At 57.2% G+C, this 24,958-nt stretch carries 19 protein-coding genes; 10 read left to right on the top strand and 9 right to left on the bottom strand.

From position 1 onward, the window contains the following. Positions 1-337 precede the first annotated feature (337 nt). Both VFU50_02930 and VFU50_02925 read left to right on the top strand, forming a co-directional pair. The gene (locus VFU50_02930; protein ID HEU5231788.1) at positions 338-3,385 is read left to right on the top strand and encodes a vitamin B12-dependent ribonucleotide reductase; all 3,048 of its coding nucleotides are present in this window, start codon (positions 338-340) and stop codon (positions 3,383-3,385) included. 79 nt (positions 3,386-3,464) lie between these two features. Further along, complete coding sequence (locus VFU50_02925) at positions 3,465-3,650, top strand: hypothetical protein (protein HEU5231787.1); 186 nt, start codon at positions 3,465-3,467, stop codon at positions 3,648-3,650. Positions 3,651-3,705: 55 nt separating this feature from the next. Here the strand turns inward: VFU50_02925 and VFU50_02920 are convergent, their stop codons facing one another. From VFU50_02920 to VFU50_02900, 5 genes are all read right to left on the bottom strand, one after another. Next, the gene (locus VFU50_02920; GenBank protein HEU5231786.1) at positions 3,706-4,962 is read right to left on the bottom strand and encodes an MFS transporter; all 1,257 of its coding nucleotides are present in this window, start codon (positions 4,960-4,962) and stop codon (positions 3,706-3,708) included. A gap of 82 nt (positions 4,963-5,044) precedes the next feature. Beyond that, on the bottom strand, positions 5,045-5,833 hold the full coding sequence (locus VFU50_02915) for a methyltransferase domain-containing protein (GenBank protein ID HEU5231785.1): 789 nt from the start codon (positions 5,831-5,833) through the stop codon (positions 5,045-5,047). A 278-nt stretch (positions 5,834-6,111) separates the two neighbouring features. Further along, the gene (locus VFU50_02910) at positions 6,112-8,322 is read right to left on the bottom strand and encodes a polysaccharide biosynthesis tyrosine autokinase (GenBank protein HEU5231784.1); all 2,211 of its coding nucleotides are present in this window, start codon (positions 8,320-8,322) and stop codon (positions 6,112-6,114) included. Between the two features lie 61 nt (positions 8,323-8,383). Further along, positions 8,384-9,187, bottom strand: coding sequence for an ATP-binding cassette domain-containing protein (locus VFU50_02905; protein ID HEU5231783.1), 804 nt, complete (start codon positions 9,185-9,187; stop codon positions 8,384-8,386). Beyond that, positions 9,177-9,863 carry a molybdenum cofactor guanylyltransferase gene (locus VFU50_02900; protein HEU5231782.1) on the bottom strand — a complete coding sequence of 229 codons (687 nt, stop codon included), beginning with the start codon at positions 9,861-9,863 and terminating at the stop codon, positions 9,177-9,179. The genes VFU50_02905 and VFU50_02900 overlap by 11 nt, the downstream gene beginning before the upstream one ends. Positions 9,864-10,037: 174 nt before the next feature. Between VFU50_02900 and VFU50_02895 the strand changes: the two genes are divergently transcribed. From VFU50_02895 to VFU50_02880, 4 genes are read left to right on the top strand one after another with little or no spacing between them, the layout of a single operon-like run. Further along, entirely contained in the window at positions 10,038-10,337 is a 300-nt protein-coding gene (locus VFU50_02895) for a hypothetical protein (GenBank protein ID HEU5231781.1), read from the top strand. Between the two features lie 42 nt (positions 10,338-10,379). Then, positions 10,380-11,690: a TolC family protein gene (locus VFU50_02890; GenBank protein HEU5231780.1), complete on the top strand. Its 1,311-nt coding sequence runs from the start codon at positions 10,380-10,382 to the stop codon at positions 11,688-11,690. Next, positions 11,687-12,841 (top strand): efflux RND transporter periplasmic adaptor subunit, encoded by a 1,155-nt coding sequence (locus VFU50_02885; protein HEU5231779.1) that lies wholly within the window; start codon positions 11,687-11,689, stop codon positions 12,839-12,841. Before VFU50_02890 ends, VFU50_02885 begins: the two co-directional genes overlap by 4 nt. Positions 12,842-12,887: 46 nt before the next feature. Continuing rightward, positions 12,888-15,971, top strand: coding sequence for a CusA/CzcA family heavy metal efflux RND transporter (locus VFU50_02880; GenBank protein ID HEU5231778.1), 3,084 nt, complete (start codon positions 12,888-12,890; stop codon positions 15,969-15,971). Between the two features lie 138 nt (positions 15,972-16,109). Here VFU50_02880 and VFU50_02875 read toward each other — a convergent pair whose 3' ends face one another. Further along, positions 16,110-17,096 carry an FAD binding domain-containing protein gene (locus VFU50_02875; protein ID HEU5231777.1) on the bottom strand — a complete coding sequence of 329 codons (987 nt, stop codon included), beginning with the start codon at positions 17,094-17,096 and terminating at the stop codon, positions 16,110-16,112. A 137-nt stretch (positions 17,097-17,233) separates the two neighbouring features. Between VFU50_02875 and VFU50_02870 the strand changes: the two genes are divergently transcribed. Both VFU50_02870 and VFU50_02865 read left to right on the top strand, forming a co-directional pair. Further along, positions 17,234-18,706 (top strand): VCBS repeat-containing protein, encoded by a 1,473-nt coding sequence (locus VFU50_02870; GenBank protein ID HEU5231776.1) that lies wholly within the window; start codon positions 17,234-17,236, stop codon positions 18,704-18,706. 205 nt (positions 18,707-18,911) lie between these two features. Beyond that, a complete protein-coding gene (locus VFU50_02865) occupies positions 18,912-19,706 on the top strand; it encodes a TIGR00282 family metallophosphoesterase (protein HEU5231775.1) in 795 nt (264 codons plus the stop codon). 229 nt (positions 19,707-19,935) lie between these two features. Here VFU50_02865 and VFU50_02860 read toward each other — a convergent pair whose 3' ends face one another. Continuing rightward, complete coding sequence (locus VFU50_02860) at positions 19,936-20,811, bottom strand: ChbG/HpnK family deacetylase (GenBank protein HEU5231774.1); 876 nt, start codon at positions 20,809-20,811, stop codon at positions 19,936-19,938. A gap of 188 nt (positions 20,812-20,999) precedes the next feature. Here VFU50_02860 and VFU50_02855 point away from each other — a divergent pair, with 188 nt between their 5' ends. Together VFU50_02855 and VFU50_02850 are read left to right on the top strand one after the other, a co-directional pair. Further along, a complete protein-coding gene (locus VFU50_02855; GenBank protein HEU5231773.1) occupies positions 21,000-22,151 on the top strand; it encodes a cysteine desulfurase family protein in 1,152 nt (383 codons plus the stop codon). A gap of 530 nt (positions 22,152-22,681) precedes the next feature. Then, positions 22,682-23,968 (top strand): YncE family protein, encoded by a 1,287-nt coding sequence (locus VFU50_02850; protein ID HEU5231772.1) that lies wholly within the window; start codon positions 22,682-22,684, stop codon positions 23,966-23,968. 8 nt (positions 23,969-23,976) lie between these two features. On the opposite strand, the gene VFU50_02845 is transcribed toward VFU50_02850, so the two are convergent. Continuing rightward, positions 23,977-24,477, bottom strand: coding sequence for a chemotaxis protein CheX (locus VFU50_02845; GenBank protein ID HEU5231771.1), 501 nt, complete (start codon positions 24,475-24,477; stop codon positions 23,977-23,979). 2 nt (positions 24,478-24,479) lie between these two features. Further along, a complete protein-coding gene (locus tag VFU50_02840; GenBank protein ID HEU5231770.1) occupies positions 24,480-24,923 on the bottom strand; it encodes a response regulator in 444 nt (147 codons plus the stop codon). Positions 24,924-24,958: the final 35 nt, after the last annotated feature.

Raw genomic sequence — 24,958 nt, 5'->3', positions numbered from 1 at the left:
ACCTCTGCAGCTCTTGTTTGTTGATAGCGAAAGGCTTAGAGGAGGCCTGACTATGCTACGTTGCTGATACAATATATAGTGTTTGCCTATTGACAGGCCCCATATGCGGGAGTAACTTACGACTCCTACCGGTTCGAAAGGCCTTTTCGACCCGGTAAGCAGTCCTCCTCCAGAGCCTGAATGCAAGAGGTGAGCATTCATAGACAAGAACCCTGAACCGGGTGCCAGCGGTGACACCCTCGATTATTTGGTGATTGCGTGATGTCGTGATTTCGCGATTTGCAAATCACGAACTCGCCCAATCGCGAAATCGCGAAATTTTCCCAGGAGTCTCCCCATGGCGGAAGTGAGCAACAGGACGCAGGTGGCGGACAGCACAGCCACCAAGACCACGCCCGCAGTCTCCACCCCTAACACGAAGAAGGCGCCGGGCCTCCAGTTCCGTCGTTATTTCACCAAGCCGGGCACCTCGCCCTACGACCAATTCCAGTGGGAGCTGCGCACCGCCGCAATCACGGACGCTCAGGGCAAGACGATCTTCGAGCAGAAGAACGTCGAAGTGCCGAAAGACTGGTCGATGACGGCGACGAATATCGTTGCCAGCAAGTACCTGCATGGAACGCTCGGTACGGCCGAGCGCGAGAGCGGGGTGCGTGCTCTGGTAAGCCGCGTGGCCGAGACGATTCGCGATTGGGGAACTAAGGGCGGCTATTTCGCTACAAAGAACGATGCCGAGAGCTTTCATGACGAGCTCGTGTACATCCTGCTCGACCAGCGTGCCGCATTTAACTCGCCGGTTTGGTTCAACGTCGGATGCGACCGCCTGGAGCCGAACTCCGATGCGCAGAACTGGCATTGGAATCCCGAAACAGGAAACATCCAGCACGGCGTAACCGGATACCGCAATCCGCAGTGCTCCGCCTGCTTCATTAACTCGGTCAGGGACTCGCTCGATTCGATTCTCACACTGGCCAAGACCGAAGGCATGCTTTTCAAGTGGGGATCGGGTACCGGCACAAATCTTTCTCCGCTGCGCTCATCGACGGAGCAGCTTTCTGGTGGCGGCACAGCCTCAGGTCCGCTGAGCTTCATGCGCGGCTTCGATGCGTTTGCCGGCGTGATCAAGTCCGGCGGCAAGACGCGTCGCGCGGCCAAGATGGTGATCCTCAACGTCGATCATCCCGATATTGAAGAGTTCATCACCTGCAAGATGGAAGAAGAAGCCAAGGCCTGGGCGCTGATCCGTGAAGGCTACGACGGCAGCACGCCTGACTCGCCTGCGTACTCGTCGATCTTCTTCCAGAACGCGAACAACTCGGTGCGTGTGACCGACGAGTTCATGAATGCGGCCATTAACGACGAGAACTTTTTCACGCGCTCGGTGAAAGACAAGAAGCCGTTTGCGTCCAAGAAGGCAAAAGAGCTGCTGCACAAGATTGCGGAGGCTACGTACTACTGCGGCGATCCCGGCATGCAGTACGACACCACGATCAATAAATGGCACACGTCAAAGAACACGGCGCGCATCAACGCCTCGAATCCGTGCTCGGAGTACATGTTCCTCGATGACTCGGCGTGCAATCTGGCCAGCATCAACCTGCTGAAGTTCTATACCAACAACACCTTCGACATTGAAGCGTATAAGTTCGCGTGCGACGTGCTGATCACCGCGCAGGAGATCCTGGTGGACAACTCCGGCTATCCCACCGAGGCGATCGCGCGCAATTCGCACGACTATCGTCCTTTGGGACTCGGTTATGCGAACCTCGGTGCCCTGCTGATGGCCGCCGGTCTGCCGTACGACTCCGATGCCGGACGCGACTACGCCGCGTGCCTGACGGCGATCATGTGCGGTGAAGCCTATTACCAGTCGTCAAAGATCGCAGAGCTGTGCCCGCAGCTCGCTCCTGCGACTCCGCTCACCCAGACTGCCGAGATCACCGGCGCCGCATGCCCGGGCTTCTACATCAATCGCGAGCCGTTCCTGGATGTGATCCGCATGCATCGGGCTTCGGTGAACAACATCGGAACGTCGCTGAAGGCAGGCGCTGCAGACAAGCAATTGCCGAAGCTCATCGAGGCAAGCAAAGATGTTTGGGACGCGGCCCTAGCGCACGGCGAGACTTACGGATATCGCAACTCGCAGGTAACCGTGCTCGCTCCCACCGGCACCATCGGCTTCATGATGGATTGCGACACCACCGGCATCGAGCCCGATTTGGCACTCGTGAAGTACAAGAAGCTAGTCGGTGGCGGCATGATTAAGATCGTCAACAACACCGTTCCCTCGGCCCTCTTCAAGCTCGGCTATTCGAGCGAGCAGGCAAGCGGGATCGTCAGCTACATCGACGCGACCGGCACCATCGAAGGCGCTCCCGGGCTTAAAGAAGAACACCTGCCGATTTTCGATTGCAGTTTCAAACCAGCAAAGGGAACGCGCGCCATTCACTACATGGGACATATCAAGATGATGGCTGCCACGCAGCCATTCATCTCCGGCGCGATTTCCAAAACGGTGAATCTACCGAACGACGCGACGATTGAAGACATCGCCGAAGCCTACATCGAAGCGTGGCGCGAAGGACTGAAAGCCGTTGCGATTTATCGCGATGGATCGAAGGGATCGCAGCCGCTGAATGTCTCTGACGGCGACAAAGCGAAGTCAGCTACCGGCTCCCAGCTTCCTGCTTCCGGCCAAGCCGCTGGATCTCAGCTACCGGCAAGTAGCCAGCAGGTAGCCGAGGTTCAGGACCAGAATGCTCCGCCAAAGGCTGTTCGCCACCGTTTGCCCGAAGAGCGGGCATCGCTCACGCACAAGTTCTCGATCGCAGGGCACGAAGGTTACATCACTGTAGGCCTGTATCCGAACGGACAGCCGGGCGAGATCTTCATCAAGATGGCAAAGGAAGGCTCGACAGTCTCCGGGCTGATGGATGCTTTCGCCACTTCAGTTTCTCTCGCGCTCCAGCACGGCGTTCCTTTGAAAGTGCTCTGCGAGAAATTTGCCCACACCCGTTTCGAGCCCAGCGGCTGGAGCGGCAACGGCAAAATCGGTTTTGCCAAGTCGATCACCGACTACATCTTCCGCTGGCTGCACTATCGCTTCGTCGAGCCGGAGCAGGGAGATTTGTTCGAAGGCATGCTGAAGCGAAACGGCGTGTCAGCGACAGTTCCAGAACTCACAGCCGAGGCATCGAGTCCAACGCCTCAGCTAACTGCCGATACCCAGCAAACAACGACGACTAAACACCATGCCGCCGACGCTCTGCGCGAGTTCGTCGATCTCGGCGATGCACCCTCGTGCCACGTCTGCGGCTCGATCATGACGCGTAACGGAAGTTGCTACCGCTGCATGAGCTGCGGCAGCACAAGTGGATGCAGTTAAACAAATCGGGTGATTGCGTGATCGGGTGATGATTTGGCGATTCTCAAATCACAAAATCACGCAATCGCGAAATCACGAAATGTTTTTGACTCTGGCCGAGGAGACCTCCCCCAAAATGTACGAAGATAAAGAGTCGCTCCGATTCCCGATTGAAGAACTTGAGTACCAGCCCGATCCCGACAGCTTGGCAGGATTCATCGCAGGTTTGGCGGAGAAGGTGGATGAGTTGCTGGCCGCAGCTAACTGGCGGCCAAGTTTGGAATAGTCTTCGTTTTCAATTAAGCCGCTCGCAAGGCTCTTACTATAGGAGCGACTCCTATCTACACGCTCGCGATTTTCCGGTGTATCAGAAGGAAGTAAAGAGATACGCCGATCAGCAGGATCCCATTTGCGGTGAGCACGATGGGCGCTGTGAATGCCGGTACCAGCCAACCCGAAATTAAATTTCCCAGTGGCATCCCACCGCGGAATGCGCAGTTGTAAACGCTCATCACGCGCCCACGCATCTCGTCTGTCGTGATGAGTTGCACCAGCGAGCTAACGCTGGCGAAGACGGCCATCAACGCGAATCCGAACAGAACCAGTAAGGGGCCGCTAAAAGCCAGGTTCCGCGATATCGCAAAACCGGAGATCGCAGCGCCAAGGAAGAGCATCATCACAAGCGCGCGGCGTCCTTTGCCGGAAGCGTTGCCGAGCGCCGCAATTGCGAGCGATCCGCAAATTGAGCCGACGCCGATTAGGGAAAGCAAGTTCCCGTAAATTCGTGGGCCGGAGTGGAAGATGTCATTTACGAAGACAGGAATGTAAGTGCGCAGCGGCATGCTGAGCGCAGTCATGCAGAACGCGAGCACGATCAGCGCCGTCATGGCTTCCTGCTCGCGCACAAACTTGATACCGAGCTTGAGACTGGTGAGCACCGATTCCTTCGACGGCTTCGGGAAAAAGCGATTCGTGATGAGCAATAGCGCAATGATGGGTGCGACGAATGACGCCGCATTCAGTCCGAAGCACCAGGTTTCTCCAATGCGCGCCAGTGCCTGTCCCGCGAGCGCAGGGCCGATCGTCACTGCCATGTTGAACTGAATCGAGTTCAACGCGATGGCATTCGGCATGTCCTCCCGGCTGACCAAAGTGGGAATGAGTGCCTGATACGCCGGACCTCCGAATGCCTGAGCGAATCCCGCTAGAAACGATAGGCAGAGGATATGCCAGATCTGAACCGTATTTGTGGCAACAAGAACGGTTAGCAATGCCGCGCAGGCGAGTTGCACGTATTGCGAGCCCAGCAGAATCCTTCTTCTCTCGACGCGATCGGCGACGACTCCGCCGAGCAGTGAAAAAAGAAAGATGGGAATACCGGCGAGGAATTGGTCCAGCGCCAGCAGAAATGCCGAGTGGCTAAGGCGATAGATGAGCCAGCTCTGGGCGACGATCTGCATCCAGGTGCCGATGCTGGAGATGCACGCTCCAAACCACATCAGGCGGAAGTCTCGGTACGAGAATGCCTTAAAAACCCGCGAGAGAATCGGCGGTTTGGCGGTTACGGTCGGCCCTACGGCATCCAGCTCAGTCGGCAATCGTGTTCGTCCTTGAAACTCAGCTTACACTTTGACGCAAGCCTCCGCGAAGCGTAACCCAAGCGGGACAAGCGGGCGAAATTTAGCCGGTGCGGATGCGTTTCCGAAAGCTCAGCAGAATCATCATTCCGACTTTCTCGAATCTCTCGATCGGTGCACATAGGCTTGGAGCGACATGAAATCGATGCTGCTCCACCTCGAGCCCGAGACCCTTCGTTGAATGCACAAGTTCTTCTGCCGTGAATTGCTGCCGCTGATACCGGAGATAGCAATCCGGCAGAGCTAAATGATTTAGCCCCGGAATCCAGCGATGGACGGAGGGATGATCAAATGCAAATCGCTCCAGTCGACGAAGATAGCTGTTCCGATTCGGAACCGTCAGGATCAGCAATCCGCCTGGGGCAAGCAATGCGGCCAAGTGGGCGATGATTTCTGCGTGATCGGCTACAAACTCCAGCACGGACAGGCAGAGCACAAGATCGTATGAATGCCGGCGATATGCCGCATCGTTACCGGGGTCGTCGCGGATCAGTTCAAGTTCTGCGGTGCAGGATGATCCCAGCCGCGATTGCGCAGCCTCGATCATCGCTCGCGAGCGATCCACTCCAGTCACTCTGATTCCCAGAGCGGAAAGAGCTCCAACGAAGACCCCCGCCCCGCATCCAAAGTCCAAGGCTCTATATTCCGCCGACCGATCCACTCTTCGTGTCGAAAGTTCCTCCACGACTGTGCTGAGGACGAGATTTCTGCGTTGCAGATATGTGCGGCTGAGATAGCGATTGGGCCATCGGGGCGCCTGTTTTTCGAAGAATAAATCTGTTGGCGGGTGTTGGCCGACCTGCACCGGTTCGGAAGAAGGGCGAGCTGTCATAGAATCAGCAACATACAGGCTGTGCAACCTTGGTGTAACGCTCTCGAATCTGATTAGCTATGTGGTGGCTTCTCGGAGCTGCGATTTGGGCAGTTTTACTGGTCGTTATAATTGCGCTCTGCCGAGTTGCGGCCAACGCCGACCAAGCTGCAAGCAAAGCCTTTGCTGCGATGGAGCGTGCCGAGCGCCAGAAGATCTGCAAGTTCGCTATCGAACGCCGTGATAGGGCAGCCTAATCTCTCTACTCTCACGTTCGCCATTCTCTATTTAATATTCAATCAAGTTTGCCGATAGTAAGTCTTCTCAAGCTGTGCGTGGTACGCATAGTACGGTCCTGACGAACGAAAGTTCACCGCGTTTACCACGATTCCCAAAACCGGCACTGCGTGCTGATTGAGCGATGTGCATGCGCGGGCGAGAGCTTCGCGCGTTGTCTGGCCAGAACGCATCACGAGCAGCACAGAATCCGCTTTGGGTGCGATTCGCAGAGCATCGGTGACGGCGAGTATCGGTGCGGTGTCGATGATCACGTAATCGTATTGCTCGCGCCACGCGCGCATCAGCTGATGCATGGCGGAGGACCCTAGCATTTCGGCCGGCATCGCTTCGTCTGGGCCGGCGGTCAGGATGGCAAGCTGCGGCAGTTGCGGATGCGAGAACGCGACGTCATCGGCCGCGTGTGTACCGCGAAGGACACTCGTTAGCCCGCGAGCATTGGATATTCCAAAGCAGGTGTGGAGAGTCGGCTTACGCAGGTCAGCATCCACCAGGAGCACGCGTTTGCCTTGTTGCGCGATGATCACAGCACAATTGGCTGCGACGCTGGTTTTGCCTTCGCCGGGTAGACAACTCGTTACTACCAGCGTCTTCAGTTCCGGCGGTGAGAACAGAATCGAAGTTCCTAGAGTCCGATACGCTTCTGCTGCTGCCGAATTCGGCTTGCCCAGCGAAATCACGTTGTTCCTATTCTCGGAATCTGCTTGTACGATCTGGAATGATTCAGGGCGATATTCGGGTATGAGTGCGAGCGATGGCATCGCAGTGAATGCTTCAACGTCGGCCGGATCGTCCAGTGTCCGATGCCTTCCTTCCCGAAATGCAATTACGACCGCACTCAGAACGAAGCCTAGAAACAATCCAATAGCAGAAGTCTTCGCGAAATTTGGAGACACTGGCCTACGCGGCATTTCCGCAGCATCAATTACACGGATGTTGGTCGAACGAAGACCAGCCGCGACTCCCGCCTCTTTCATGCGCTCCTGGAGCGTGTCATAGAGTTGGCGATTGGAATCAAAGTCGCGCTTGAGTAATCCGTATTGAATTGCACTTTCGTTCAGGCGATTGGCTTCCTGCTTCTGCTGCTCGAAGGCCGTCTTCAGCTTTTGCTCAGCACGCGCTGCAGCCAGGTACTCACCCTTCGCGCGCGCCTGAACGCGTTTAAGCTCAGCTTGAATGCTGGCATCCACGCTCTTCATTCGATTATTCAGCTCGACAACTTTCGGATAGTTCGGGCCATAGGTCGTGGTCGCCTGCGCGTATTCGTTCTTGAGATCGGCTTCCCGCAGGCGCAAGGCTTGCAGATTCTCCGTTGATTTCACTTCGGGAAGCTGGTCCAGATCGCCCGACGCGACCGTCTGGTACAGCGATTCTTTTTCCATCCGCTCCGCCTCAGCGGCCGTGAGTTGCCTGTTCAGGTCTTCGAGTTTGGCCGTGATAACGTTCTGCTTGTCGTCGGTTCCTACGATGTTGTGCTCGCGCTCGTATTCAACAAGCCTTTGCTGTGATTGCTCTACTTTGGTGCGCAAATCCGTCAATTGGCTGGATAAAAACCGCGCTGAGCGGGTGGACGCTTCGTAGCGCGAACGAATGCTGTCATCGATGAAGCCGTCGACAAGCGTGTTTACGATTTGCGCGTTCAGTTGGGGATCGGGTCCGGTGTAGCTGACCTCCACTATGCGCGTCTGTTTCACGCTATTAGCAGCCAGATGGAGCAACAGAACGTCCACCGCCGCGCTTTCGGCTTCGGTCTCGCCCGATTCGGAAGATCGAGAAGGCTGCCCACCCGGTTCAAGCTTTGCTTGACGCATGAAGCTCGTATTCTTGTTCAGCCCGAGCTTGCGTACGACGGACAACGCAAGCGTGCGGCTCTGCAGAATGTGCAACTGAGTGTCAAGACTCACAGAGTAGTCATCCAGATCGCCGGACCCTAGTCCCAGATTCTTGCTCAGAGAGACTCCGCCTTCACTATCGCGGTAAATGACGAGGTTTGCCGTCGCGCGATACGTGCGAGGCTGCAGCGCAGCAATGAGCACCGTGACTAGAAGCACTCCAAGAACGCAAGCCGCAATGGTCCATCTGTACTTCTGCAGCAGCCAAAGTGAGCGTTGAAGAGGCGATTGTTGCGGTATGCGCGCGAACAGTCCCGCGGGAGGGACCTGCGCGAGTCTGGACGACTGCTCTTCGCACTTCACCAGAGCCTGCGAGTTCATGACGAGTGGCCGAAACGAAGGACAGGAACTTACAGGATGCGCGGCGAAATTACAAGTGCGCCTAAGCTGGAGGATCCAGTTCGTCCAATTCGAGAAACTGACGCAAGACGGGATTGTCGCTCTCGGCCATGCCCTTCATTGTCCCGAAATAGAGCGCAGTGCCTTCATGTAGAAACAGGACGCGGTCGGCTAGTTTGTGCGCGAGGCGCATGTCGTGGGTGACAACAATGCTCGTCAGCTTGAGCTGAAATTTGAGTTTCTTGATGAGGTCGCCGAGCAACTGTGCCATCAGCGGATCGACCATTGTGGTCGGCTCGTCGTAAAGAATGCACTCCGGCTGAGCCGCCAATGCCCGCGCAATCGCGACGGAGCGCTTCATGCCAGTCGAGAGATCTGATGGAAGAAGATCGCGCATAGCTTTCACGCCCACCATTTCGAGCAATCCATCGACGACCTGGAAGATCTGTTCTTCATTCAAGTCGCGGCGCTCCCGCAAAGGAAAGGCGACGTTCTCTCCAACGCTGAGTGAATCGAAGAGAGCCCCGTTTTGGAACACCATGGTGACCTTCTTGCGAATGCGCTCAAGGTTCGGCTCGTCCATCTGGGTGATGTCCTCGCCCGCGACAATCACCTCGCCGCAGTCGGCCTTGAGGAATCCCATAATGAGCTGGAGCGACACTGACTTTCCGACGCCGCTGCGCCCGAGAATGCACATCGTCTGCCCGGGTGGTACATCGAAGCTCACACGCTCGAGGATTACGTTCGAGCCAAAAGCCTTGCAGACGTCCTTGAACTCAATATAAGGACGCACCTCGACCGGAGGTGCGCTCGGCGTCTCGACGAGATGAATTCCGTCAGTTGACATGAAAACGTTCAGCTAAGCCCTTCGCGCGCTCCAGGTCCGCAGGCGTGTTGACGTTCATCAGCATCTCAGAGCTGAAACCTGCAGAAGTAAGTTCGTGCTGCTCAATCACTCTTATTGCAGTAGCTTGCGTACCCATCATGCCCTGAGCTGCCTGTTCTAACAAGCGTTGAATCGACAGTTCCCGATTTGATAGCGCTCGTTCCAATACAGGCAACAATGCCCGATGGTATGCAGCGCAAACCGGCTGCAATCGGCGGCTCGTTCCATTCGAAGCTGATCTCGATTCCAAATCGGGCACATCCAGGCCCGGAACCGGCGCCTCCGGAACCACGGCCAAGTAGCTGGGACCGCATTTCGAGGCGATGAACTGTAAGAGCGCAGTGGGAACCAGCGGCATATCAACCGCCAAAAAAAAATTCCAGTCCGTTTTGGAATGGTGGAGGCCGGAATGAATTCCTGCCAATGGCCCGCAGTTCGCGAATTTGTCCCTGAGACTACGGAAGGAATCCGATGATGAGGGTCCGAGAATAATGACCTCTGGAAAAGCATCGCGCATGCGCTTCACAGCATGCCTCAAGAGAGTTCCGCCGCCCCATTCGATTCCGCCTTTGTCCTTGCCCATTCGCCGGCTTCGGCCGCCCGCGAGGACAAAACCGGTAATCGGCTGCGAGATCATTCATCCAAGGTAACGCAATGCGGCGGATGGAACCTGCGCGAACACTAGTCAAGTCGCCCCGTTATCTTCACAAAAAGAGGTTTTCCTGTACCATAAACTCGGCTCAGCATTTCTTCGCTCATGCTTTCTTTACGCACTGCCACGACTTTCGAGCGGTTAAGTCTGCCCCGCAGAATGATCTTGGGCGTGTGCGTAGCGATGCTGTTCTTTACCGGCGTTGCGGAAGCTGCGCACTCGTGCGGAGACGTAGTCTTCCATTCCTGGCAGCACGGACGCGGTTCGGCTGAACGCGCCTCTGGAGAAACCGGCGTCTGTCTTATTTGCATTACCCTGCAATCGGCAACGCACGCGATTGCCCTCTCCACGTGGGCCCCACCTCTCGTGATCGCAGAACCGATCGATCACGAAGAACTCATAGCTGCCTCGACTGATCGAGAGCTCGCCCTTTACAGTCGTCCCCCTCCGCTCCTCTAGTCCCAATTTCAGTTGTTCTAGCGGACGAGGAGGTGCGCAGGCATGTCTCGCGCTTGCTGTTTTTATTTATCAAATTCCATTTATCGAACAATTCGGACCAAGTCGCTGAAGCGCAGCGCCTTGCTTGCCGTCTTTGTGGCGCTTGCACTGGGCGAAGCATTGGGCCAGCCCGAGTCGCGGATCACCCTCGATCAGGCCATTCAGATGGCGCTCGCTCACAATCACGCTCTGCGCGCGACGAGGACGCAGATTCAGCAGAGCCAAGCTCAGGAGCTAACCGCTTCGATTCGTCCCAACCCGGTCTTTACCTTTAACAGCCTCTTCATTCCATTTACGGCTGCTACCGCTGACAACTTCAATACGATTTCGGAATTTGACCTCGGAGTCGGCTATACCTTCGAGCGCGGCCGCAAGCGCCAGCGCAGGATCTCCGCCGCGCGCGATCAAACATCCGTAACGCAGTCGCAAGTAGCCGACGCCGAGCGGACAATCGTCTTCAACGTAAGCCAGCAGTTTGTAAACGCGCTGCTAGCCAAGGCGAATGTCGAACTCGCCACCCAGGACCTCGAAAGTTTCCAGCAGACCGTCAATATCGGGCAGTTGCAATACAAAGCAGGACAAATCAGTGAAGGCGATTTTCTCAAGATCCAGCTCCAGCTTCTGCAGTTCCAAAATGACCAATCGCAAGCCGAACTCAGCCAGGTGCAGGCGCTCGCTGCGCTGCGACAGCTCGTCGGCTACGACTCGGTCACGCCGGACTATCAGGTCATCGGAGATCTTCAATATCAACCCGTTGCTTTAGGGCTTCCTGATTTGCAGGCCAAAGCTCTTGCCAATCGTCCGGACCTTCGCGCTGCGCAGCAGGGAGTGACTGCGGCTCGCAGTCAGTATCAGCTCGCGCAAGCCAACAGCAAGCGGGATTTCAACACTGGATTTCAGTATTCGCACGTCGCGGGACTCAATACCGGCGATCTGCTGTTCACCATGGAGATTCCAATCTTCGACCGCAATCAAGGCGAGATCGCAAGGACGCGCTACGCAATCACGCAGTCCGACGAAACCGCGCGTGAAGCCGAGGAGACTGTGCTCACAGATGTCCGCAATGCGTACGAGTCGCTGCAGACGAACGGCAGAATTATCGAACTTTATCAAAAGGGATATTTGAAGCAGTCGCAGGACTCGCGCGATATCAGCGCCTACGCATATCAGCGAGGCGCCGCTAGTCTGCTGGATTTTCTTGACGCCGAGCGCAGTTATCGCGCCGCCCAACTCGCATATCGTCAGTCGCTGGCCGCCTACATGGTCTCTCTTGAACAGCTCCGCCAGGCCGTGGGCACGAGGAGCTTACCGTGAGAAATCAATTCAAAACCAACATAGCTGTAGTGCTGACAGCCAGCATTCTCGCATTCACTGCCGCATGTTCGCGCGAGCAGGCGAAGGTCAATGACAATGCGGCGAAGTCTTCATCGCAGGCAAGTCTGTTCACGGTTGCCGCCGATCAAATGGGCCATGTGCAGCTTTATAACGTCGAGCCAGTGCAGCTGCATCGCGTTCTGCGTTTACCCGGAGCAGTTGCGTACAACGCTTTCAAAACCACTCCGGTAATTTCTGCGATTGGTGGCCCGGTGGCTCGCATTGCTGTAGCTCCCGGAGTGCACGTTACGCGCGGGCAGCCGATGCTCTATGTCAGCAGTCCCGATTTTTCGCAACTTCGAGCGACTTACTTGAAAGCCGCGACGACCGCTGCAGTGGCGGACAAGAACTACGCGCGTGCGCAGGACCTTTACCAGCATCATGCGATTGCAGAAAAAGATCTGCTCGATGCGGAATCGGCCCGAACGCAAGCCGACGCCGATCTGCAAACCGCCGAGCAGAGCCTGCACATTCTAGGCGTGAAAGATCCGCGCACAATTGCAAAGACCACTGCCGCTCCCGAGTTGCCGGTGCTCGCGCCGATCGCGGGCGAAGTGGTCGATCAGACCGTCGCTCCCGGCCAACTGCTGCAGGCGGGACAGACGCAGTGCTTCACCATCTCCGACATGAGCACCGTGTGGGTGATCGTAAATGTCTATCAGAGCGATCTCGCATACGTTCACGTTGGCGATCGAGTCACCATCGAAACCGATTCTTATCCGCAGAAGTTCTCCGGAAAAATCTCATATCTCGCCGCTGCGCTCGATCCCAATTCGCACACCCTTCAGGCACGCATCGTCACTGAAAATCCCGGCGAGAAGCTGAAGAAGGACATGTACGTGAACGCGATCGTGCAGGCAGGAACGATTGCCAATGCCATCGCGGTGCCCGATGCAGCGGTTCTGCGCAACAGCGAAAACGAGCCGTTTGTTTATGTAAGCCAGGGACAGAACCAATTTGCGCAGAGGCAGATCAACGTCGGACAGAGCACCGCCGGCATGACCCAAGTGAAACAAGGCCTGCAGCCCGGAGACAAAGTAGTGGCGCAGGGAGCGTTGTTCCTGCAGTTCGCAAACACATTACAACAATGAAGACGAATTGCCGTTGGTGCGCAGCCCGCATTCCGCAGATTCATAGATGATTCATCGCGTCGTCCAATTCGCCGTCCGCAATCGCTTTCTGGTGTTCATGCTCACTGTGTTGCTGGTGATCGCGGGCACGGTCGCCTTCCAGCGCATGCCGGTGGACGCGTATCCCGACCTCTCGCCGCCAATGGTCGAGATCGTCACGCAATGGCCAGGTCACGCTGCGGAGGAGATGGAGCGACAGATCACGCTGCAGCTCGAGCTCGCGCTCAACGGCATTCCCAATATGGTCGTGATGCGATCGATCTCGCTCTACGGCCTCTCCGACGTGCGCCTCACGTTTGAGGACAGCGCGGACGACTACTGGGCGCGGCAGGTCGTATTCGAGCGCCTGGGCGACGCGACTTTACCGTCCGGTGTAACGCCGAGCATGGCGCCACTCTTCAGTCCCAGCGGATTGGTGTATCGCTACGTGCTCGAGAGTCCCGATCGCAGTCCGCAGGAGCTGAAGGTCATCGAAGATTGGGTCATCGAGCGTGCCTACAAGGCGGTGCCTGGAGTCGCCGACGACTCAGGTTTCGGCGGCGCGACCATGCAGTATCAGGTGCTGCTCGATCCATCGCGGCTCTACGGATACCACCTCACGGTTCCGCAGGTCACGAATGCGCTTGCGGCCAACAACTCGAATGCCGGCGGAGGTTTTTACTCACAGGGCGGACAGTTTTACTACGTCCGCGGCCTGGGTCTGCTGCGCGATCAGACTGACATCGGCAACGTAATCGTCGGCAGCAACAAAGGCGTTCCCGTGCGCGTGAAGGACGTAGGCGAGGTCACCATCGGCCACGCGCCGCGGCTCGGCGAGTTCGGTTTCCAAAATAACGATGACGCGGTTGAAGGCGTGATCCTCATGCGCCGCGGCGAGCAGGCGCAGGAGGTGCTGAAAGGCGTCGAGCAGCAGACCGAGAAGCTGAACAGTCTCGTTCTCCCGAAAGATGTAAAGATTCGCCCCTTCTACGACCGCAGCGATCTCGTTGCTCTCACCACGAACACAGTTGAGGACAATCTCATTCGCGGCATGATTCTGGTGCTGATTGTCCTCATCTTCTTTCTGGTGAATCTCCGCGCCGCGATCATCGTGGCGCTCACGATTCCGCTGAGCCTCCTGTTTGCCTTCATTCTGCTGCACGCAGAGAACATTCCCGCGAACCTGCTTTCCATCGGCGCCATCGACTTCGGCATCCTGATCGACGGCACCGTAGTGATGATGGAAAACATCTATCGCGAACTCACCGAGCGTGCCGGCCAGGACTACACAGTCACAGAAGTCATCATGAGCGCGGCGCGAGATGTCGACCGTCCCATCTTCTATTCGGTCGCGGTCATCATCTCCGGCTTCCTGCCGATTTATGCGCTGAGCGGTCCGGCAGGGAAGCTGTTCCATCCCATGGCCGACACGATGTCATTCGGCCTGATCGGCGCGTTGATTCTCACTCTCACCCTCGTCCCGGCGCTAGCTTCGATCTGGTTCAAACATGGATTGCGGGAGAAGACGAATAAATATTACGAGCGCGTCAAAACCATCTACTCGCGCCAGCTCGATTGGTGCCTCGACCGTCCCAAGGCAACGGTCGTGGCATGCGTGATCATCTTCGGACTCACGCTGATCCTGGTTCCATTCATCGGCGGCGAGTTCATGCCGCACCTCGACGAAGGCGCGCTCTGGGTGCGCGCCACCATGCCGTACACCATTTCATTTGAGGAAGCGAGCAAGATCGCTCCGCAGATTCGACGCATCCTCATGTCCTATCCGCAGGTAACTGTTGTGGGTTCCGAATTGGGACGACCCGACGACGGCACCGACCCTACGGGGTTCTACAACTGTGAGTTCTACGTCGGCCTCAAGCCTTACAACGATAAGACCTGGAAGGGAAAGATCCACGACAAAGCCGAGTTGACCGAGGCCATCAATCGGCAACTGGTTACGTTTCCCGGCATCATCTTCAACTACACGCAGCCGGCGGAAGATGCAGTGGACGAAGCGCTGACCGGCCTGAAGAGCGCGCTGGCAGTAAAGATTTACGGACCCGATCTGAATGTGCTGCAAGACAAAGCGCTGCGAATCAAAAAGATTCTTGAAGACACTCCGGGTTTCACCGAACTTACCGTAGTCCGCGAACTCGGGCAGCCGAGTCTGCTCATCGATGTTGATCGCGAGAAAATTGCCCGATATGGAATCAACGTCGCCGACGTAGAAGCCGTAATTCAATCAGCCGTGGGAGGTCAGGCAGTCACGCAGGTCGTACAAGGCGAGAAGCTGTTTGATCTGGTCGTGCGCATGCAGCCGCAGTTCCGCAGCAGCGCGCAGCAGATCGGCAATTTGCTCGTCGGTACCCCTGACGGCCAGCAGATTCCGTTGACGGAGCTGGCAAACATCAAAGAGAGCACCGGCGCTTCGATGATTTACCGCGAAAACAATTCGCGCTACATCGGCGTGCAATTCAGCATCGAGGGGCGCGATCTGGCGCGCGCCATCCACGATGCGCAGCGTCGCGTGGCCAAAGAGATACCGCCGCAGGTCGGCTACGAAATTCAGTGGGGCGGCGAATACAGCCAGTACGTTGCTGCGCGTAATCAATTGGCCATTGTCGGGCCTCTTGCCGTGCTCCTGATCTTCTTTATCCTGTTTGCCCTTTATGGGAACTTCAAGTACCCGATCGCGATTGCGTTAGGCGTAGCTTTCACTGTTCCTGTGGGAGCATTGATTGCGCTCAAGCTGACCGACACGCCATTCAGCGTTTCGTCTGGACTTGGGTTGCTCGCGCTGGTTGGAGTCTCAGTGCAGACTGGCGTGATTCTCGTGTCGTACATTAACAAACTCCGAATTGAGGGCATGGACATCAAGACAGCCACGCGCGAGGCTTCACTGCTCCGGCTGCGTCCGATCATGATGACGGCGCTCGTCGCCTGCCTCGGTCTGCTGCCCGCAGCGCTATCGACCGGCATTGGCTCCGATACGCAAAAGCCGTTCGCGATCGTGATTGTCACGGGACTCATTTCGCGGCTGCTGCTCGGCTTTTTCCTAAATCCAGTCCTCTACATGCTGGTCGCGCGCGAAGGCGATGTGCTGCAGGTGTAACAGAACCGGCGGCGGTAGCCGCTGGGTCGGAGGTCGCCGAATGGCGAACTCCGAGCGCAGCGATGCTGCAATCGGTATGGAGAAACGCAGCCGCGAAGCGCGGCTGCCCCAGCGCCTACCGGCGCCGGTTCTGTCCTGCTACGCCCTGCTCGCCTTCATGACCGCCCGCTTCGCATACACGCGAATCATCTCTTTGCGGTATTCAGGTGTGAGGATTGAGGTGGTAAGAGGTTTGGCAACGCGAGCGGCAAGCTCGCCTGCAACTGCCGCGGCATGCTCGGAGAATGGCTTCCCGACGAGCGCGTGTCGAGCTTCATGTACCAAAATGGGAGACGGATTTACGGCCGTAATGGCCACACGCGCGTCATCGACAAAGCCCCGTGAAGTGGTTTTGAGTGACACGGCAACTCCGGCCAGAGGATAGTCGATAGAGCCGCGCAGGCGCAGCTTGTGATATGCCCCGCGATAGCCTGCCATTCGGTCGGGCAGAAAGACGCGCGTAAGCATCTCGTTGGGAGCTAATTTCATACGCGCGTCTCCAATGTTCGTATAGAAGTCACCGAGTGGAACCCGTCGGAAGCCGGAAGAATTGGCGATCTCCAATTCAGCGTCGAGGCAAAGCAGCGCGGCCGGCGAGTCTGCAGAAAACACCGCCCAACATATCTTTCCACCGGGCGCCACGTGGCACAGATCGCCATCTTTCTTAATGCAGAAGCCGCACGATTTTCTCCACGTCAGCGACTGGTTGTACCAGAGGCAGCGCGTGTCGAGACATATGTTGCCGCCGATCGTGCCCATGTTGCGCAAGATTGGAGATGCGATCGTTGCCACGGCTTCGTGCAGCACGGGATAGCTGCGGCGGATGAACTCAGAATCTTCAAGAGCAGTGAGCGTGACCAGCGCGCCAATCTCGGTGCCGTGTCCCGGAATGGAACGAATACCATGCAGATCTTCGATGCGGCTGATGTCGAGCAGATACTTTGGCGTGAAGAGCCGCTGCTTCATGGAGGGAAGCAGGTCGGTGCCGCCGGCGATGATTTGAATTTCTCCACCGTGCCTGGAGAGATGACCGACCGCTTCTTCAATCGTTCGCGGGCGCAGCAGTTTGAAAGCGGGAAGGCTCATGCGCGTTGAAGAGCGAACTCTCTCCCTTGTACCTCGGAACTCAGACCTAGATGCAGCCTTAGCAGCAACCCCGATTGCGGCCCCATCAATCTAACCAATTCAAAGTAGCTACTCACTTCAATGTAGTTGGGGGCCTCATGCGCTGCAAGCCAGTTGTCTTCATCGCACTTTGCGCGATCTTGTCTTTTATTCTAAGCGGCTGCGGCAGCACGGCCTCGCAATCGACTTCGAGCACGCAAACTCCAGCTCCGGGCGGAAGCAACTCAGGCTCTAATTCCGGTTCAACTCAGCCTGGCGCCGGATCCGGAAACTCGGGCGGATCGACCGGTGGCTCAGGATCGACGGCCGGCTCTGGATCGGGCAGCGGTACCGCTGGGGGTGGTACAGGCGCAGGCTCTGGGTCTGGAGGCGGAACCGCACAGCCGGGCTGGTCGGAATCGAAGTCGTCGCTCGCCTTTGCCGGCCACGTACTTACCGCTGACTTGAACAATGACCAGCGTCCCGATTTGCTGATGTACGGCAGCGGGCTCGCCGTTCTGCTCAACAATGGTTCCGGGAACTTTGCTTCCGCGATCAGCTCAGCTCTGCCCTCTGGAACAACGAGCATCGTTCAAGTTGCGCTTGCGGATTTGAATGGAGACGGCTTTACCGATGTCGCTGCCTGCACGGTGGGAAGCAACGGAACCAGCGGCAACGCCGCCGTGTATCTGAATGACCATTCTGGGAAACTTGTGCTCGGCCAGGTGATTGCGTTGCCCGCTCCCTGCAAGGGCATCGCCGCGAGTGATGCGAATCGAGACGGCAAAGCCGATCTGGCCATCACTTATTACACCGGGTCGTTTACGGCGCCAACGAATGTGATTGCCACCTGGTTCGGAGACGGAACCGGACAATTTGCCAATCCTGCGAATCAGACCGTGACGCTCACTTTCTCACAGGATGCTTCTCGTAACCCGTGCTCCGTAGTCGCAGCCACGGGCGCCGACTTCGATGGCGACGGCTCGCTCGATCTGTTGATCTTTGGCATGTGCCAGCAGGGTAGTTCCGCGACGGCAGGCAATATTTATCTTGGCCATGGAGATGGTTCCGGCCACTACACGCTCACCCAGATCAATGAGGCATTTACCAGCGCATCTCTTAATGCTGCAGGTCCATACGTCAGAGATATCAATGGAGACGGCAAGCTCGATGTTGTTTACGTGCAGGAGCAAACCGGTCCACACGGTTCCGATGCTACCGATATCGACTACGCGATTAATAACGGATCCGGGCTGACGCTTAACAAAGTCATCAGCGAAAGCGGCTACGCCGGTGATGGCACATGGATCACCGCGGGCTCTCCATTGAGTGGCGCAGGCACCGCTCTCGAAGGCTTCCGCACGGAGAGTGCAACCTCCGCCCCGGCAACGTACGGTGTGAAGTTGTTTAGCGACGTGAAGGGTTCACCCACGCAGACGTGGATCTACGGACAATCCACAACTTCGTCGATTCCCGGAACGGTACAGGGAATCGCAGCGGCTGATTTTGACGGGAACGGCATGCAGGACTTCGCGGCCGCCGAGGAAGACTCGAATCATGTGGCCACGCTGCATGTGTATCTGAACCACTGAGCAGGTGCGGCGGACAGTGCCGCTGCGTCAGCCCGCCGCGTCAGTAACATTGTGTCAGTACCGTTCGCGGTAAGCGGATGGGTGAGCCACTATTAGATCGCGCATGATGCATGCAGTATTGGTGGTGACCCATCCCCTACCGGGGACGGTACTGACTTTTCGGCAAGCGACATGAGCATGCCGCATTCTTCATTTATCCTGACGAGTGCGGATTCTCTTTATCGGTGATGTTTTTGGCAGTCCCGGGCGCAAGATCGTGCGCGAGCATGTCCATCATCTTGTCGAGACCAACAACGTCGAGCTTCTGATCATCAACGTCGAAAATGCGGCTGGAGGCTTTGGTGTTACGCCGGCGATCTGCGAGGAATTCTTTGAGCTCGGCGCCGACGTGCTCACAACCGGCAACCACGTTTGGGATAAGAAGGAGATCAACGATTATCTCAGTTCGGGAATGAAGAATGGCAGCTCTGCGCGCCGAGTGCTGCGACCGGCGAACTATCCGGCGACTGTTCCCGGCAGTGGACATTATCAGGGGACAACTCGTAGTGGTGTTCAATACGCGGTCATTAATCTGCAAGGCCGCGTCTTCATGGTCAACAACGACGACCCGTTTCGCACAGCCGACCGCCTGATCGCCGAGACGGAGGCAAAGGTCATCGTCGTAGACCTGCACGCCGAAGCGACTTCGGAGAAGGTCGCAATGGGCTGGTATCTCGATGGCCGCGTGACTGCCGTTCTGGGAACACATACGCACGTTGCTACTGCGGACACACGCGTGCTGCCGAACGGAACTGCGTATCAGACTGACGTCGGCATGAGCGGCCCTCACGATGGCGTGATTGGCGTCGAAAAGGAGCAGGTGATTTCACGCTTCCTCACCAGCATGCCCAACCGTTTCGATGCCGCGCGCGGCGATGTGCGCCTAAACGGGGTGCTCATCGACTGCGATGCCAGAACGGGAAAGGCGAATTCGATCGAGCGCGTGTCGCTGGGACAGTGAAGGCGCTGGCTCGCCATTTACATCACGCTGCTCTCAATAAGCACTGTCATCCCTCGCGCAGCCGTAAGATGTGTGGCAACTTCTACGAAGTGGTTCTGCTGCGCGGGGGATCTGCTTCCAGGTGCGTCCCCGAACAACAGGTCCCCCGCGCCGCAATGCCAATGCTTCACAATCGAAAAGTAATCGCGGCGGCGCGAGGGATGACAGTGCTTGGAAAGTAGTGATCCCCTCACAACTCGCGATAACTAATCAACTCAACATTCCTCTTCTGGAACATCTCGCGCGTCGCCGCGGCAGTGAGCAGCTCCAGCTCCACCGCTCTTGACTCCTTCAATTCCGTTTTTGCTGCCGAGAGGTCGCGATCGTGATACCCGGGATGCGTGACCAGTTCCCATGTGCCCTCCGGCATTGCATTGACCAGGCGCGTGAGCAGATCGCGGTCGAGCAGGCCGGTTACGGCAATGCCGATAGTTCCATCGGTCGTTTTCATGCCATTCTGCTTAACGGTATTGAGGAACTGATGCTCCAGTGCGCGCAGCAACGTGACCTGAGCCGAGCGATTCCATGAACGCAGGCTCGAGCCCTTGTGGGTTGCAGCCACGGACCACGCTGGCTCGAACGGATTGCGCACTGCGCGAACATCATGATCACGCGCGGCGCGGAGCACGGCACGCGAAACTACCGGCAGGATGTGCGAGTGCATGTGGCAGTCCACGTGGGAGAGCGAAAGTCCGCGCGATTGCAGCCGCTCGATTTGTGCGGAAGCCTCCCCGTGAACTTCAGGTTCGCGAACACTTCGGGAAAGAGCAGCGACTGCAAGCTGGGCGATGCCGGGACGGAATCGGGCGAGGTCGCCATTGCGCGATCCGATGAGCGACTGCACGGAATCCGGCTGTGAAGCTGGCGCGCCGTCTACGAGAACAACGTGACAGCCGGTTCCCAGGGAGGGATTCTGTGACGCGAGCGTGATGGCCTCATCAACCGCTGCTTCGTTCGCCATGACGGTAGCGGAGGTAACCACACCTGATTTGTGCGACTCGGCTATGGCCCGGTTTACACCCGAGGTCATCCCAAAGTCATCGGCATTCACGATGAGGCGTCGCATGGGAACCAGTGTAGCGTGCGCCCAGTCAACGGAACCGCCGGCGGTAGCCGGTGGGGCAGCCGCGGTGTATGCGGCTGCGGCTTTCCATGCTGCGTGCGGTATCGTCGCTGCTCGGAGTTCGCCATTCGGCGACCTCCGACCCACCCGCTACCGCCGGCGGTTCTGTTGGCTGAGCATAGAATATATCTATGCAGCGCGTTTACCTGGATAGCAATGCGACCACGCCGGTTCTGCCCGAAGTGTTTGAGGCGATGCGTCCGTACTACCAGGACCAGTTCGGGAATGCTTCTTCCATCCACCATCATGGGCAGCATGCTCGTGCTGCGGTGGAGCAGGCCAGGGAAGCGGTGGCGCGACTACTTGGCTGCCGTGCTGCTGAGATCGTGTTCACGAGCGGAGGCACGGAGGCGGATAATCTCGCGATTTTTGGGATCGCCGGCGCAGGCGATCACGTTATAACTTCGCAGATCGAGCATCATGCCGTACTGAATGCCTGCAAGCGCCTGGAAAAGCGCGGAGTCGAAGTCACTTACCTGCCGGTTGATGGAGAAGGATTAGTTAATCCAGACGAGCTGCGCAAGGCGCTGCGGGCGAAGACGAAGCTCATCTCGATCATGATGGCGAACAACGAAACCGGAGTGATCGAGCCGGTGGAGGAAATCGGGCGCGCTGCTGCCGAAGCCGATGTTTACTTCCATACCGATGCGGTCCAGGCGGCAGGCAAGATTCCCGTTGACCTAAAGAAGATCGGCTGCGATCTGCTGTCGATTTCAGCGCACAAGTTTCATGGTCCGCAAGGCATTGGCGCGCTCTATGTCCGACGCGGCACGCTGATCGATCCTCTTTTCTATGGCGGGAACCACGAGCGCCAGCGGCGGGCAGGAACCGAGAACCTTCCGGGCATTATCGGACTGGGGTGCGCGGCGGATATCGCGTTGCGCGGCTTGCAGAACGGTGACATGGCTCGCATCGCGAAGATGCGCGGCCGTCTGGAATCGACGCTGCTGGAACAGATCGACGAGGCCGGAGTCAACAGCGGAGCGGCGCCTCGGGTTCCTAACACCAGCAACATCTACTTCGATCACATCGAAGGCGAGGCCATGGTCATCGCGCTCGACCTGAAGGGATTGGCGGTCTCGACCGGCGCGGCGTGTTCGTCGGGTGCGATCGAGCCCTCGCATGTCCTGACCGCGATGGGATTGCCGCCCGAACGAGCGCGGGCCAGCATTCGCTTCAGCATCGGGAAGCACAATACCGAAGATGACATCGACTTCGCTTTATCGGTGATCCCGGCGACTATCGCGCGACTGCGGGAGTTGTCTCCGACTTACACCCGGTGAGCTATCGCCTTCTCTCGCGCACCGAACATAGTTCGGTGCTATCACGATTGCCTGGCAAGAGTCAATCAAATTCGCCAGCCTTCTCCGCGGGAGCGCCGCTCGTTGTTCCATTATGGAACTCACCCGAAAGTCTAACGATGTGGAGAAAGAAATTGTTTCGCTGTTATTACGCTGTTCTTCGCTGTTCCGTAGCAGTCGAAAAATGGAGTCGTCTCCGCAATCAGTTGGTGCACAGAGACTTACGTGAAATTATCCGTCGTTCGCAAGTTTCATACCCGCATTTACGCTGTTAATTAGGCTGTTAATTACGCCCTCTCTGAAAAAACGCGAAATGTCCGGCGATAGCCGCGTTGGTGAACGCGTCAGTCTGTCTGCAACTGGCAGACGGATGTGCAGCCTGACCATGCAGTCCCGCGGACGGGTACTGAAGCAGGCCAATCCCGTGGCTAGCGGCGGCTGTGGTCTTAGTTGCAGGGCTGCTCTCATTTACAATCCTTGAAGCAGGAGCCATCGACATTTTGGGAGTTGGGATGAAGTTTTCACGGTTGGCCGCGTTGGCCGGAGCGGCCATTGTTTGCGCGTTGATTTCTGGATGCGGAGATATCTTTCGTCCGGTGGCTACGCCGCTGCCGCAGCCCTCTCCGGATCCCCAGAATTTTCGATTGGCCGTAGTTACGGCGTGCCAGTTGGATCCCAACCCACCCGATCCTAACAATCCGTGTTCTGCGACGGGCGTTGCCAGCCAGGCGATGGACGTGAACGTTTCTGGTGACTCGATCGACGGAGTTGTGCCTGTGGGCGGCAGTCCGGTATTCGCGTTGGTTCAGAATTTCGCCGGTATCAGTGCAACCATAACCACCACAGATTTCAGCAGCGACACCGTTACTCAGCACTCCGATGCTCATAGCCCTGGAGCCGCGCCAGCGGTCTCATCGGCTGCGACGGTTGGTTTGCCGTCTGGAGCAAAGCCAATCTCAATCGTGAGCGCGAATGGCATATTCTATGTGGCTGAATCCGGTCGGAACGCGGTAGGAGTTCTGGGAGGAGGGTTTCCATTATCGCTGAGCACGGAAATCCAGGTTGGCCAGACTCCGGTAAATCTGGCTCTACTTCCCAATTCCAAAGAAGTGTACGTGCTGAATAAGGGCAGCAATGATGTAACCGTGATATCGACGGCCGACAACAGCGTGCTCGCCACCGTTCCGGTTGGCACCACTCCGGTTTGGGCCGTTCCATCGGCAGACAGCAGTCGCGTCTTTGTGGTGAATCAAGGATCAGGAGATGTGAGCGTGATCGACGCTACCAGCCACACGGTCAATGCCACCGTGCCGGTTGGCTCATCTCCGAATTATGCGGTGCTCGATGCTAAGAACCAGCGCGTGTTGGTCACCAATTCGGGATCGAACACGCTGAGCGTAATCAACGGCGATCCGACATCGCCGAACCCGCTCAGTGTCATAAAGACAATCACCGTGGGGACAACTCCGCGGTCGGTAACTGCGCTCGCAGATGGAACTCGGATCTATGTCGCGAATACAGGGTCGAACTCAGTGAGCGTGATTAGCAGTTTGAATTTAACTGTCACGAAAACAATTCCAGTCGGCACGAGTCCGGTCTCGATTGCTTCCGATGGGGATAGCGCGAAGGTGTTTACCGCTAATCGCGATTCGCAGGATGTATCGGTGATCCTGACTAGCTCCGATACGGAAGCGGCGGACGCAAGCGGTAATCCAACGCGTATTCCTGCGCCATGCGTACAGACTTCGTCATCTGCCTGTCAGCGTCTCAGTCCAATCTTTGTTGCTATCGGTGGATAGCGGTAACTCTACGCAACCACGACGGTCGAACGTTCTTCTTTGCGGCGTCGATTGTGCCGCATGGCAATGTTCATGTACACACTGCCTTTTTGCGTCTCAAAGCACATCACCAGGGCTTCGGTTTCTTCGCTTCCACTCAGGCCCTGCTCTGCCGTGTGAACCTCGGGTGGTGAAATCTTGAAGCGAAATCCCTGATCGTTAAGGCTGGTGATTGCGTTGCCAATCACCATATTGGCAAGTTCGCAAACCGTCTCGCGCACGAGTTCGTCGGAAGGCTGGACTTCTCCGCCTGCCAGATGCTTTGCAAGGTGCATTGCCGTCTGCGAGTCGGTGTCGAGGATGATGCGCCCTTCGATGTCTCCGGCGATCTCGATCTGCGCGGCAACGCCTTTGCGGCGATAGGTTTCCTCCTCCATACTTACATCGCCGATGCGTGTTTCGCACTGGAGACTCTCAGCGAGCACCGCGTCGGCCGAGTTGATGAAAGGCTGGATCAGCTCCATCTTCATGGCTACTGTGCTCCTGCTCCGACCGCTGAAGTGGTGAGGACGTCGTCGCCCATGACGTAGCGAATGACTTCGTACAGGACGTCGGGCTTCACTGGCTTCTGAACGAAGTGGCGCGCGCCTTTTTGCAGTGCGGCGACGATGTTCTCCTGGTAGCCCACCGACGAGACCATCACGATGCGTGCATTCTGGAACTGCCGAATGATGCGCTCGGCGGCTTCAATGCCTTCCATCTGTGGCATGGTGATGTCCATCAGCACGAGATCCGGCTGCAGACGCTCGTATTCGGTAATGGCAGTGCAGCCATCGCCTGCTTCGCCGACCACTTCGCCGCCGAATGACTCGAGCATCTTGGCGATGTTTTTGCGCGCGAAGATCGAGTCATCCACGATCAGGTAGCGCACCGGCTTGTTATCTTTGCTTCGGACTATCGCAGCAAATTGCTCCATATACATTCTCCTAACTGCCTGCTCATCTCTCCCGG

Source organism: Terriglobales bacterium, assembly GCA_035764005.1.
Classification (GTDB): domain Bacteria; phylum Acidobacteriota; class Terriglobia; order Terriglobales; family Acidobacteriaceae; genus Gp1-AA112.
Note: the sequence above shows the minus strand (reverse complement) of the source record. Positions and strands in the feature narration are given on the sequence as shown.